The 12,572-nt window shown below is 60.0% G+C and carries 13 protein-coding genes; 6 read left to right on the top strand and 7 right to left on the bottom strand.

The features are described from left to right. Nucleotides 1–1,056: 1,056 nt before the first annotated feature. The 4 genes from msrA to ABIB90_RS31255 all read right to left on the bottom strand — a co-directional run bounded on the left by msrA (nt 1,057) and on the right by ABIB90_RS31255 (nt 3,453). Complete coding sequence (msrA, locus tag ABIB90_RS31240; protein ID WP_009859360.1) at nt 1,057–1,569, bottom strand: peptide-methionine (S)-S-oxide reductase MsrA; 513 nt, start codon at nt 1,567–1,569, stop codon at nt 1,057–1,059. 286 nt (nt 1,570–1,855) lie between these two features. Beyond that, a complete protein-coding gene (locus ABIB90_RS31245) occupies nt 1,856–2,245 on the bottom strand; it encodes a hypothetical protein (RefSeq protein WP_035992376.1) in 390 nt (129 codons plus the stop codon). Nucleotides 2,246–2,589: 344 nt separating this feature from the next. Then, complete coding sequence (locus tag ABIB90_RS31250) at nt 2,590–2,787, bottom strand: peptide-methionine (R)-S-oxide reductase (RefSeq protein ID WP_198288221.1); 198 nt, start codon at nt 2,785–2,787, stop codon at nt 2,590–2,592. A 228-nt stretch (nt 2,788–3,015) separates the two neighbouring features. After that, complete coding sequence (locus ABIB90_RS31255) at nt 3,016–3,453, bottom strand: hypothetical protein (protein ID WP_354202015.1); 438 nt, start codon at nt 3,451–3,453, stop codon at nt 3,016–3,018. Between the two features lie 411 nt (nt 3,454–3,864). On the opposite strand from ABIB90_RS31255, the gene ABIB90_RS41685 reads away from it, so the two are divergent. From ABIB90_RS41685 to ABIB90_RS31270, 3 genes are all read left to right on the top strand, one after another. Further along, nucleotides 3,865–4,248, top strand: coding sequence for a hypothetical protein (locus ABIB90_RS41685; protein WP_502918248.1), 384 nt, complete (start codon nt 3,865–3,867; stop codon nt 4,246–4,248). 387 nt (nt 4,249–4,635) lie between these two features. After that, nucleotides 4,636–5,322 carry an antibiotic biosynthesis monooxygenase family protein gene (locus ABIB90_RS31265; RefSeq protein WP_009859356.1) on the top strand — a complete coding sequence of 229 codons (687 nt, stop codon included), beginning with the start codon at nt 4,636–4,638 and terminating at the stop codon, nt 5,320–5,322. A 638-nt stretch (nt 5,323–5,960) separates the two neighbouring features. Further along, the gene (locus ABIB90_RS31270; RefSeq protein WP_256375782.1) at nt 5,961–6,083 is read left to right on the top strand and encodes a hypothetical protein; all 123 of its coding nucleotides are present in this window, start codon (nt 5,961–5,963) and stop codon (nt 6,081–6,083) included. A 141-nt stretch (nt 6,084–6,224) separates the two neighbouring features. On the opposite strand, the gene ABIB90_RS31275 is transcribed toward ABIB90_RS31270, so the two are convergent. Both ABIB90_RS31275 and ABIB90_RS31280 read right to left on the bottom strand, forming a co-directional pair. Continuing rightward, nucleotides 6,225–6,587, bottom strand: a complete 363-nt coding sequence (locus ABIB90_RS31275) for a DUF488 domain-containing protein (RefSeq protein ID WP_009859355.1) — start codon at nt 6,585–6,587, stop codon at nt 6,225–6,227. A gap of 43 nt (nt 6,588–6,630) precedes the next feature. Beyond that, nucleotides 6,631–7,176, bottom strand: a complete 546-nt coding sequence (locus ABIB90_RS31280; protein WP_009859354.1) for a carboxymuconolactone decarboxylase family protein — start codon at nt 7,174–7,176, stop codon at nt 6,631–6,633. A gap of 2,575 nt (nt 7,177–9,751) precedes the next feature. On the opposite strand from ABIB90_RS31280, the gene ABIB90_RS31285 reads away from it, so the two are divergent. From ABIB90_RS31285 to bfr, 3 genes are all read left to right on the top strand, one after another. Beyond that, on the top strand, nt 9,752–10,546 hold the full coding sequence (locus tag ABIB90_RS31285; RefSeq protein WP_354202016.1) for a caspase family protein: 795 nt from the start codon (nt 9,752–9,754) through the stop codon (nt 10,544–10,546). A gap of 129 nt (nt 10,547–10,675) precedes the next feature. Continuing rightward, a complete protein-coding gene (locus ABIB90_RS31290) occupies nt 10,676–10,939 on the top strand; it encodes a (2Fe-2S)-binding protein (RefSeq protein WP_028141268.1) in 264 nt (87 codons plus the stop codon). A 113-nt stretch (nt 10,940–11,052) separates the two neighbouring features. Beyond that, nucleotides 11,053–11,541: a bacterioferritin gene (gene bfr, locus ABIB90_RS31295; protein ID WP_009859347.1), complete on the top strand. Its 489-nt coding sequence runs from the start codon at nt 11,053–11,055 to the stop codon at nt 11,539–11,541. A gap of 233 nt (nt 11,542–11,774) precedes the next feature. Here bfr and ABIB90_RS31300 read toward each other — a convergent pair whose 3' ends face one another. Beyond that, complete coding sequence (locus ABIB90_RS31300; protein ID WP_354202046.1) at nt 11,775–12,017, bottom strand: UvrD-helicase domain-containing protein; 243 nt, start codon at nt 12,015–12,017, stop codon at nt 11,775–11,777. Between the last annotated feature and the right edge of the window lie 555 nt (nt 12,018–12,572).

A 12,572-nucleotide genomic window follows, 5' to 3' on the forward strand; every position in this document is an offset into this window, starting at 1 on the left:
TCTCGCGCTTTTCTATGCATTACGCGCGGCCATGGCCCCGCGCCGTCACGCAAGAGCGGCCCCGCAAAAAGGCCTAATTTTACTCACCAACCACGCCGAAGCGCGTGTAAGGCGAGAGTGGGTTGGGCATCCACTCTCAGACGTCGTCGAACATCTGCTGCATCCCAGCTTTCGGTAGGGACGCGGATTTGGGCCTAGGTTGCCGTCCATCTCGACCCTTTGCGCTCTGGCTCCGCAGCCGATTTCCAGAGCACCTGGCAAGCGCATGAGCCTCGAAGTAGCTGACGTGCACGACGGGCGGGTCGGATCGATGAGGTGAGACTTCAGCGTCATCGTCCCGTGCTGGCCGTTCGGGGTCTGCCACTTACGCGGCCCCGACCGGCCCTTAGGCCGCTCATGTTACATCCGAGCTCGATCAGCCCAGCGACCTCCCCGGCCCGGGAGCAACCAAGTTAGCGACTGCTCGGGTCGACATGCGCGCGCTATTAGACTTCGTCCATTGCCGGCCCGCGTGATCATGACGCGCCGAGGACGCTGCAGCCGCGCCTCAGTGTCTCGTACTAGGCATTGAACAGGAATGTGAACCGCTCATCGAATGGCCGTAGTCCGTCAGATCAGCGAGAGCGATCGCCACAAAAAGCAGGTCGCGTATGTGAGGTGCCAGGTTCGCAGAGCCCGCATCGGTCATCGACTGGGTCCGTTGCGCCCGCGACGGAAATCGGTTTTCCGTCCTACTCGTTCGTGTGCCGGACTATCGCTAGAACTGCTCAAGGCCACCTGAGCACGAGCGCCGATTGGAACGGATGCGCAAAGGCAGTTCCAAGTCCTCACGAGAAATCAAATGGGCCATTCAACGCGCATAGACTCGCGCACGCCAAACGTCATGGAATGATCCAGGGCCGAGAATCTGAGGCCTTGCCCGGCCGTCCAAACCTCACCACCTTGTCGCGTTCTGAGCGACTTCGCAGGAGCGGCGAGAGCAGTTTGCAAACGCTTACGACACACCCGCCGCGGGGCTGCGCGCGCGCCGCAGGCCACCGACAACGCAATCGCCCGTCAGGCGGCGTTCCTGCGCGGCAACTTCCATTGTGGACGAACACGATGGCAAGTGTAGCCGTTCGGATAGCGTTCCAGGTAATCCTGGTGCTCTGGCTCCGCCTCCCAGAAATCGCCAGCGGGCGAAAGCTCGGTCACCACTTTGCCCGGCCACAGCCCTGAGGCCTCGACGTCGGCGATGGTCTCCTGTGCGACGCGGTGCTGATCCTCGTTTATGTAGAAAATCGCCGACCTGTAGCTTGCACCCTGGTCGTTTCCCTGCCGGTTGAGAGTCGTCGGATCGTGGATCTGGAAGAAGAACTCAAGCAGGTCGCGGAAGCTAGTCTGACTCGAATCGAACGTGATCTCGATCGCTTCCGCGTGTGTGCCGTGGTGGCGGTACGTGGCATTCTCGACGTCGCCGCCGGAGTAGCCGACCCGCGTTGAGATCACACCGGGCAGGCGCCGCACCAGCTGCTGCATCCCCCAGAAGCAGCCGCCTGCCAGGATCGCGCGTTCTGTAGTCCCTGCCATTTTCAGGCCTCCTGCTTTGCAAAGAACCTCACGTACTCGCCGAATCGCTCACACCCCAATTGGTCGCGGTGGATTACGCGAAGGGGGGCCGAGTTGACGCAGTATCTCAGCCCTTCCTTGTGGCAACGCCCCGTCAGGTAAAATATGGCCGAGGTGGCTGTCTCAGTGCTTGGAGCGGACCTCTGTCTCCGTGTATGCCTGCGAGCTGTCACCGTTCTGGAGGACACTTGCGGCCTCGAGATGCCGCTTTTCATTTCGAGCGCGGCGCAATCATGAACATCGCCGGTCATGTCAGCGCTCCCGGCATGAAGCAGCGAATGTGCGGTTGGTCGGTCATCTGAAAACCGGAGCTATACCACACCCATACCAACGTGCTATGGTCCATGTTCGGCTCGGTAACGAGGGCATCGTCGGGAACATCAACCCACTCGGTATCGCCCTTCTTCATGTCCTGACCGTTGGAGGCGGATCTGTAGAGGTCGGCGGTCTTGGGCACCATAACCCTGTAATGGCTTTCCTTCTTGTTTTGAGTGGTCCATTCGACATCCCGCAGATGTAGGGCGTCGGAGCCATCACAGCAGGGGCCAGACTTACTACGGAGTTTCGCAAACCACGGGTTCAGCTCCGGGTGCATTGCATCATGGCCGTTGGAAGATGGCAGGTTCATCGTCAACATTAGGGCGCTCGCGAGCACGCACCTGACGATCAGGTAACAAGCCGAAATGAGAGGACCGCAGTTCTCTTCGGGGGTAACACTCGACACTACGGTCCCCTTCATCCGGACTTCCCAAAACCGGCTCCTTTGGATTGGGGCCGTTGGGGTGGAGTCAGTCTTGGGTGTGTCAACCATCCAATCACTCGGCCATACTCAAGAACGACTCACCGGGATAGTGCAGAAGCGAGCGGAAAACGCCGACGTTCTGGTAGAGTGAAGTCAGGACTGCTGCTTGCATTCCGCTTTCGCGTTGACCAAGAAACGGCGTACGCAATGGGCACAAGACGACTTCAAAGGCGTGAAGTTCACTTCGGGCTTTGGCGGGCGCTCGCGCTTTCCGTGAAACTCGGCCATCCCGTTTCGCTGTCGAGCTCGTCGAAGCATGCGAAGAGCGGCTCGCTGGAAACGTCGACGCAGAGACCAGACTCCCTGTTGTCCCAGGATTTGTTGCAGAAGGGAGCGCTCGATCCGATCAGTCTGCGTCTCGCGATACTGCTCGGCAGTCAACTTCGAGACCGCTTCGGGGTTGTTCCTGTAGGTCGGCATTCGCCGTACTCCGTGGTGTGCTACATTGTTGAAGATATGTACCGGGTCGTCGTCCGTCCAATCACCTCCGGCTATCGAAACGATGCCATGAGGATCGACATTGGAGGTGTTTCAATTTGCAAGGGCCTATTCAACTTCTCCCAGGAGGCGGGTCTGACACTGCTGCAACAGGACTTTGAATCGGGCTACGGCGAAGGCGTGTACCAGGGACTGCGGTACGGCGTCACCGGGCGGAAGTCTTCACGGAAAGCGAATCCAGCCCGTTCGCGCGAGCGGTCGCCGGCGGCGACGTCGTCAGCTTCAACCTTGACCGGCCGAGGTCGGGTGAGGCTCTTTGCGTCCTGCGAAATACTAGCCAGGCGAATTTGTTCTCGGGCATCTCCCCAGGGAGCGGAGAGCATCGACCCGCCGAGGAGAGTTGAAACGCATGGAAAGCTGCACTCGAGACCGCAGTTGACGTTTTTCGATTCAGCCGGGCACGGCGACTTAGGATCGCTCCCGTCTGCGGTGAAGTGGCGTTCACCGCCGCGCTCCATCGTGATCCTGACGGCCTTCGCGCTCGCTTCTGATTCCGTGTAGCTCGCCGCGAGCGTCTCGAGAGATAAACGATCGGCTCTCGTCACTCAGAGTGTTCGCTCGACGGGGGGCACGCCAGCAAACTTCTCCAGTGCCGGTTGGGAGTGCGGCCTGTTGCCTCTGCATCCGAGCTGATCGTCGTGCTCGGGGAGGACGTCAGCTGCCGGCGCCAGGTACCGGGACGCGCCCTCGCGGAGACCGCCACGAACCTCCACGGCTCACCAAACGCGATCAGAACGTGGCAGTTGCCTGGCCGCGTCGACCTCGCGGTCGAGCGGAAGGGGTGCTAGCTGCGTGGAATTCAAGGCGGGACGTCTCGGAGGCATGGAGCCGGCCGAGCAAACCCTGCTCGTCGACCTCAGACGAACGCGCCGCTCACGTCGGCTTCAGGATATCGATGAGCCACCGACGGTTGCGCTCCTGACTCCACACGGATAGCGGACGCGGTCGCCGCGGTCATGGGATCGTGGACCTTCATCATCATCCAGAGCGTGATCCTGTGCGTCTGGACATGGGCAACCTGGTGGGACGATCAGGCGCTCGGATCCTTACCCGCTCACTCTTCTCAATCTCGCGCTTTCGTTCCAGGCGGCCGACGCCGCGCCAGTCATCATGATGAGCCACAACCGGCAGCAGGACATCGATCGCGAGGCGGCGGAGAACGACTACGGATCAACGTGAAGGCGGAGCTCGAGATAGAGTTGTTGCATGAGAAGATCGACCAACTGCGCGAGCGTGAAATCCTCAAGCTAACGGAGGCGGTCAGGACGCTGACCGTGCTGCTGGAGGAGCCGGCGTCGGGTGCACGCGAGTCCGATGCGGAAGGCGGAGGGCGGTCATAACCAGCGACTATCGACTTCATGGCGTGATGTCATTTTTCATTCGCCGCGCGGAAGTGCATAACGGTACCTTGCTCATCCGGCGCACGGCCGCTTAGCGGGCTTACGCGGCTCTCGCCCGCAGAGAGCAGCCATACGCGAATGACTGAAGCGGTTCTCGCAACCCGGGCGATGGCAGAGCTGCGCGATGGTCGAGATCCCGGAGGACGCCGCTATGAAGAGCTTCTTTCGCAACCGTATCCGAAACGTCCGGCTACACCCAGGGACAGCATGTTTCCGTGCGGCTGATGGGGCCAACGGCTACACTGCCGTGCTTAGACCCTCGATCGACCGGGCAATTCTACGTCGAGAATCGACTGCGTCGCAGCACTCTAGGAGCGAGATACGAGTATGTTTTCAGTGATTTTTGAGATGCTCCCCAACAAAGAGAGCCGGGATGACTATTTCGACAACGCCAAGAGGCTGCACCCCGAGCTGGAGCAGGTCGATGGCTTCGTCGACAATATCCGATACAAGAGCCTGATTCGCGAGGGCTGGATCCTTTCGCTTTCAAACTGGCGGGACGAGAAGTCGCTTGTCCGCTGGCGCTCCCACCGGCGTCATCATGAGGTTCAGCAGAAGGGGCGCGAGGAAATCCTCGCGGACTATCACCTGCGCGTCGGCCAGATCACTGCCGACAATCAGGTGCCGACGGGGTACGCAGTCACTGAGCAAAGGCTCGATGAGACCGAAGTCGGGGAGGGAACGACGGTGACGCTTATCAACGCGACTCGCCCCGGGGAGTGGAAGCAAACCGACAACCCGTACGATTGCGCCGAGTGGCTCGGCCTGAACCCGTGGGCTCCCGACACCACGTCCTGGGACATCTTCGAGGCCGTACTTACGCCCGGCGACCTGATTCTGCTCATATCCTGGAAGGACGCCGGTGCAGCGCGGGCCTACGAGGACGCTTACGCGCCGAATGAGACGGCACGGGTTCGGACAGTGCGGATCGTACGCGATTATGGCAAATACGACCGTCGCGAGGCACCTCAGTACTATGCAGAGGCCCAGGGCGGTAAGACCCTCTACGCCTGAAACCGCTCCGTCGTGAAGGCCGCCCAGCTGCGAATTAGACCGTGCGTCGGCGAAGTCGCGAGCCGCGGAGCAGCCAGCGTCGCTCTCGCGAGGTGACAGCGACGAACACGATCAAGGAGACCCGCCGAAATGAGGACGGCGTAGGCCGAGGCATCGCTGAAATCCGGGGTCTGCTAACGCGTCGCTCGTCTGGCTCCTCATCGTGTTCCGCTCGAACATCATAGCGGCCTCGTTGCGCTGGCTTGGGCGATCCCTCGAAGCGTCCTTCTGTCGTCCAGTGGTGATCAGGGCTTACGTGCTCTCGTCGTTAGCGAGCGTGAGCCGGAGGCGCGCGGAAAGGTCCGTGTAAACCGATCGTGCACTGACCTGCTCGGCTCGCCAGCCAAGACCCAAGTCAAACTCTGAAAGGAAAGCACGATGACGAATTCGAACGATGATGGACCTCTCCGCCACAGGCTGAGGTGGCCGGAGACCTTGACGACGCTGGCACGCTTAACGGCCGTGCCGGCGCATCGGTGTTCTCAATCGCGGCCCCGACAGCAGGGGCGGCACCGGGGGGCGGCCCCGACGAGTTGCTAAGTGCTTCGCTCGCCGCATGCACGGCGATGACCACACGGCTGCAGGCGCGAAGGCGGAAAATGCCGCTATCCGACGTCGCAGTAGCCGTGTCGTACCACCATGTCAGGGATGGCGGCTGCGACTGCTTCGAGCGCTCCATCAAGCTCGAAGGAACGCCTGGCGACGAGGCCGCGCACAACTGATGCAGGCTGCGAACATGTGTCTCGCCAAGCGGACGCTGGGCCTTGCGCCGAGATCCGCGCTAACGATAACGTCGGCATCGGGCCGGCGGCAAGCTATGACGACAACTTGAGCGAGCTTCCGATTCCGTACATCACCCCCGATTAGCGGGCCGCGAGATAGTCCGCGAGCACTACGGCGTTGTTGCGCTTGGTATCGTGCGCGCCGAAGAGCAGCGTGACTTTGCCCGTCAATGCAAGATTTGTCAGGTGCTCGACTGCGGCGCGATTGGCGCGGAGCTCCTCGAAGTATCGCTTGTGAAACTCGCGCCACCGGTTCCGGTCATGACCAAACCAGGTCCTGAGGCCGCCGCTCGGAGCGATGTCCTTCAGCCATACGTCCACGCTGGCATGCTCCTTCGTGAGTCCGCGCGGCCAGATGCGGTCGACGAGCACCCTCGTGCCGTCCGAGCCCTCGGGCAGCTCGTACACACGTTTAACACCAAGCCGACAGGAGTGTCGAGACATTGGTTTCTCCAGTCCTCTCCTCCGTAAAGGAGGGCAACTCGCATTAGGTCGCCTTCGCGGGACTGACCTCGGGAAAATCGATCGGGGTCTGCACCGCATTGTTGATGAAGTTCGTCAACAAGAACTGAGCAGTCAGCGCGATCATCTCGACGATGTTGGCGTCTGTCCACCCCGCATCCCTGACGGCCGTAAACTGGGCGTCGGAAACTTTGCCGCGCGTCTCGATGAGCGCTTTCGCGAAGGCGACCGCAGCCTGGCGCTTGGGATCGGTCGAGCGGCCCTCCCTGTTCAACTCGATTTCATCCGCTGGGATTTTGGCTAGATTGCCCGCCATAAAGCTGTGCGCGGCCAGGCAGTAGTCGCACCCGTCCGCCTCAGACACCGCCAGCGCGATCCCGTCTCTCGTCTTGATGTCCAGCGTCTTAGCAAGTGATGCCATCAGGGTAGCCCAGCCGGAGAGCACGTTCGGGCTGATCGACATGAGGCGGTGCAGGTTGGGCACGAAGCCCAGCACCTTGTCGACGTTGTCGAGGATCGGCTTGGAGCCCGCCGGAGCGTCCTCGCGTTTCGGAATGGAAATGCGTGGCATTTGATCCTCCATTAGACCGCCAACGATTATTCGGTTGGTGACGAAGCAACCAACGCCGACTTTTCAGCTACCGGTAGCGACCGGACCGCCTCGAAGACTAGGACGCGTCGCACCGCGGCGCTCATGTTTGTTGATCATGCAGTCCATAACGGCAGGTCATCGGCCGAGCGCCGATCGGGCACTGATGTCGCAGTCAAAGACTTCGTGCTCAGCTGCTCGCCGCGCTGACCGGGGTGGAACCGGCGGCTCTGAACGCCCCCATCTCGCCTTCCAGTCAAAGATGCAGTACCTGACCGGATCAGCGCTTGCTCGAGCTCGCGGAAGCGGGCGTGATGTGCTGCGGGCACTTTAAGCCGTAGCAAGACCCCGTGATCAACCTTCGCTGTTGCCAAGTTACGCGACGCGCCGCGCCAGATCGGCGTCGTGTTTCAACTCTCTCAATTCCGCGAGCGCTTTAGATCTCGAGACGCCGGCGTTGGGCTAGTCCATCAGCATGACGGCGGCACTGTCGTTGGCCCCGCCATTGCCGATCCTGTACTGCGCGTCAGCCCTTTGCATCCGTTACTGTTGTTCAGGCATGCCGGCACGTGATATGGACCGCGGCGGCGCTCGCCTCGGTCACCGCTTTGATGGCTCTGGCACCGGGCTCAGAAATGATCCTTCAGAGCATCAGGGGGCGAATTGACCCCCGCGCTCGCTGCGCGGGCGGTGCGCATACGTCGCACGAAACCGCGCAGCCTTTCCTAAACCCGCGGTGAGACCGGGGGACATGCCCGAGAACAAACGCGACAAACTTCTCGGCCGGTACTTCGCAGGACGCAAAGAGCCTAACCCGACCTCAGCCGGGATCGAAGCAGACGCCGTCGCCGCCGGCGACCGCTCGCGCAAACTCATGGCATCGTTTCGATAGCTGGAGGTGATTGGACGGTCGACGACCCGGTACATATCTTCAATGTAGCACACCACGGAGTACGGCGGATGCCGACCTACAGGAACACCGCCGAAGCGGTCTCGAAGTTGACTCCGAGCAGTATCGCGAGACGCAGACTGATGGGACCGAGCGTTCCCTTCTCCAACGAATACTGGGACAACAGGAAGTCTGGTCTCTACATCGCCGTTTCCAGCGAGCCGCTATTCGCATGCTTCGACAAGCTCGACAGCGAAACAGGATGACCGAGTTCATGGAAACATCGTGCCCCCGCCAAAGCCTGAAGTGCACTTCACGCCTTCGAAGTCGTCTCCTCAATATACCCAAAGCTTGAAGGACTACCGCGTGCGTACGAAACAGCAACGGCCCGTCCGAAAGCCGCAACGCTGACACGGCGCGGTCAATCTAACGGAGGTCGACGTGACGTTTTTCTATAAAGCTGTTGAAACACCGGGGGACCCCCTTAAACTCATGAGCCACAAAACCTTAGCGGTGGCCTCGGAACCCTTCGATCTAAAGCGCGTGCGCCTTGGCGAACTCTTGGAGGCTGTTGACCACCCGATCCTTGAGCGCGCGGAGGACCAGCTCAGCCATTTCTCGGCGGGCACACGGAGGTCCTTCCACATCGAGCCTCGAACTCGTCGGCTCCGCATTCCAGAAGGGCATCTGGAAGTCACTGCTAGTGCTTCACTTCGCCAAGACACGCTGATACGCGATGATCGCAAGTGCCGTTGGCGATCCAAAGGCGGTCCGCGTCGTAGGTGCGGCAAACGGCAAGAAGTCGCATCGAAGTCAGCATGCTCGGCGGTTCAGTCATACATAGCGCCGCTTCGCCAATGCGTGGTGAGTATCAAAAGCAGATGCAGCAAGCTCCTCGAGACCGCCTGTGAACCCTTTCGGACCGAACGTCATTATATGCGTGAGCCTGGCCCTAAATGGCTGGGTACGCATCGCGTGGTAGCTGAGAAGCGATCTCCACGCCAGCGTCCCAATGGCTTTGATCCGAGACCGTACCGGTTCCGGGCGAATGCCCGCCACTACTGGACCGATCGAGACAAACTCTTGCTAACTAGATAGGAGAACTATCATGACAAAACGTTCGCTTATGATCACAGCCACAAGCTGTTTCATTGCATTTGCACCGGCAGCATATGGGCGCTCGGCCTACGACGGCTCTTGGGACCTCGTCTTCGTGACGCAAAGGGGAACCTGCGATTCCAGTTACAGCTTTACTGTCGATGTGACTAACGGAATTGTCACGCATCCCAATCTCGTAAAATTTCGAGGTTACGTCGCAAGGTCCGGCGCGGTTCGCGCTTCGGTAACGGTCCAAGACAAAGTTGCCGCCGGTGCGGGCAAATTGTTCGCAACGTCCGGTCGGGGGACCTGGAGCGGCCACTCAGGAATGGCACGATGCTCGGGCTACTGGACCGCGCGCCGCAATTGAAGGACGCGACGGCGGGCACGCGACGGGTGCGAGTGCGCGAATGCTGTTAACGCCAAGTCTTACGCAAAGGAGCATTTCCTCGGTGAACTGGAGACCGTAATGAAATGACAGTTCCCAGAATACTAGCCGGCATCGCAGTCCTGCTCGGCTTGTTCTCAACCGGCCTCGACAGGACAATGCGGTTGGAGACGCCTCGGTCTATGAGCGCGCGCATTGGGTCGGGTGAATCTGCCCCCGTCGGTACTAATCGGCTAGCTCTAGTGATTGGCAATTCAACCTATCCCGATGCCGACTCTCCTCTTTCTCAAATGACACGCGATGCGGAAGGTTTGACAAATGCTCTTCGCAACGACGGTTTTCTGGTCGACGCCGTTGACAATGCGACGCGTCCCGACATTACCCGCGCAATTGATCGTCTAACGGCAAAAGTACATTTGAACTCAATTGTGTTAGTGTATTTCGGAGGTTACGGTGTCCAATCTGACGGACAGAATTATCTGATTCCGGTCGATGCGAAGATCTGGACTGAAGAAGATGTCCGCCGACAAGGCGTAAGTATTGACCGCCTCCTTTCGCAACTCAAGTCTTCCGGAGCACGCGTACGGCTCGTAGTGATTGAGGCCTCGCGGCGCAATCCCTACGAGCGACGCTTCAGGAATTACTCACACGGACTTGCGCCTATTCAAACGAGTGAAAACGCGCTCATCCTGAGCTCAGCGGCGCCTGGCCAAGTCGTCGAAGACGTGGACGAACTGCATAGCCAGCTGATGACCGCTCTTCTTGAGCGCATCGGGTCTTCGAAAGGAATCGAGGAGGTCTTCAACAACACGCGAAACGCCGTGGTGGCTGCTACCCAGGGCCAACAGATTCCAGCTGTGTCGTCTACGCTGACCGAGAACATTAACCTTTCGCCGATACGCAACGGCGCGCTGCCGTGTGCTCTGTCGGCTCCGCAGCTGGCCGCCGCCGCGAGTCATCAAACAGAGTTCTGCTGAGATCTAAGGATCAAGGGCTCACTTTCCCTGGAGTGCGCCATTCACTCATCTCCGCGTTGTTTGGGACCTTCAACGCGCTCCGACGCCGTCCCGTATCGACGCCGCATCACCGGAGGTCTCTTGCGCTTCATGATCGTTTGCTCCTGCAATGTCCTCAGCGACCACGATGTTCGCCACGCCGTCAACACGGCCGACGACGCGCCGCGCAATGCCAAGCAGATCTATGACTGCCTTGGTTGTAGCGCTGAATGCGGCCGCTGCGCCCGCACCATCAAGACGATCATCAACGAGGCATACAGGGAATGTGCGCTAGCCTGTCAGGCCGGCTGCCCGCATAGCCAGATCATGGATGACGCCGGGGATGAGCCCAAAGTCGCGCCCGCAGCGCCCTGACTTCGGTGGATTTGCCGCTCGGTTCGCGCCTGGAATGCCTGCTTGCTTGTTTTTTGCCAGAAGCATTCTAAACTCCTAGGGTCCAAGACCCGCCTCAACTGTTGGAGTTCACCATGCAGGGCGACCCCAAAGTCATCGAGTATCTGAACAAGGGATTGCGTCACGAGCTCACTGCCATCAACCAGTACTGGCTGCACTACCGGCTGCTGGCCAATTGGGGCCTCTCGGAGATGGCCAAGGTCTGGCGCAAGGAATCAATCGAGGAGATGCAGCACGCCGATCGCATCACCGACCGTGTGATATTCCTAGAGGGCTTTCCCAACATGCAGATACTCGATCCCTTGCGGATCGGCCAGAACGTCAACGAAATCATCGAGTGCGATCTCGCCGCCGAGATGAGCGCGCGTGCGCTGTACCAAGAGGCGGCGACGCATTGCCATTCCGTGAAGGATTATGTCACCCGCGACTTGTTCGAGAACCTGATGACGGACGAGGAACACCACATCGATTTCCTCGAGACGCAGCTTGATTTGATCAACCGGATCGGGATCGAGCTTTACACCCAGAATCATGTCGGTGAGCTCAAGAGCGAAGAGCACTGAAATTTACGTCGATAGTCCCTTCTGCCAGTCCTAAGTTCGCGTTCTGCGCCTGCTTTGCCTCCGCGTAGGCTGCGAGCGGTTGCTTCAGCTCACTGGTCCTACTGGCGGAGCAAGGAGAGAACCGGTCCAGGGCCCCCTCCGTGACGTTTCCGCGTTCACGGAACGTGAGTACATGGCGAGGCAAGTGCCATTGGCACTCAGTGGTGGAAAATCGCTGCTCAGCCGGACCAAGTTCATCGGGTCGGCCGAGTCTTTCGGTCATAGATGGTGAAGGCGGGATCGAACCGTATCCGCTCGGCAAATTTTCGCAAAAGACAGGGGATGGCGTGGAAAGTTCCGGCTAGCGCTACGCTCAAGAGCGATGGATTGCTTCCCGAGCTAACCGACAAGACGTGGACTTGGTCGGCCATCTCTGTAGCCGCTTGTCGCGAGAAGGTCATTGGAAGTCTTCGGCCCGGATCCGCGCCGTTGACAATAAGGTGCGCGACACGACGAGCTAGCGTGTTGGCTTTGCTCCACGGCGCTGCTCGGGATTGAGTTCAGCAAGATTTGTTCCGGCTGTCGGCAGGCTCGGCTCCTTCAGAGAGTATTGGAGGCCTACGCTAGAGGAAAACGCTCCGCCAGCCTTAACGCTCTGCGAAGGCGTGATCTGCGTCCGATGGCAACGAACCGCGGTGTGCCACCGGTGCGGTAGTGGGCCATAGTGGTGGTAAGAACTCCCCGCGACGAATGGCCCTCGTGGGCGACGGGTCCGGGGCCGTAGCGCTACTGGTCGAAGGGCAACTTGTCGCGCGCATTGACGTAGGCCCCTCGATGCAGTCTGGACTGCGGCGTTTCCGAGGTCCTCATTTGCGGGGATCGTGAGCCAACCCCTGGAGAATTGGAGATCGGTGCGAGTGGTAGCCACCGCACCAACACTGAAAGAAGAGAGAAGCCTGTGGCGCGCGGCGAGTTCCTCGTGAGAGGCGAACGTTCCCTTCCCCGAGCTTCGATCCAGTAGGGCTCGAGTTCAAGGGCAGGCTGTCCTGCGA

The sequence above is a fragment of the Bradyrhizobium sp. JR4.1 genome (assembly GCF_040548605.1).
In the GTDB taxonomy this organism is placed as follows: domain Bacteria; phylum Pseudomonadota; class Alphaproteobacteria; order Rhizobiales; family Xanthobacteraceae; genus Bradyrhizobium; species Bradyrhizobium canariense.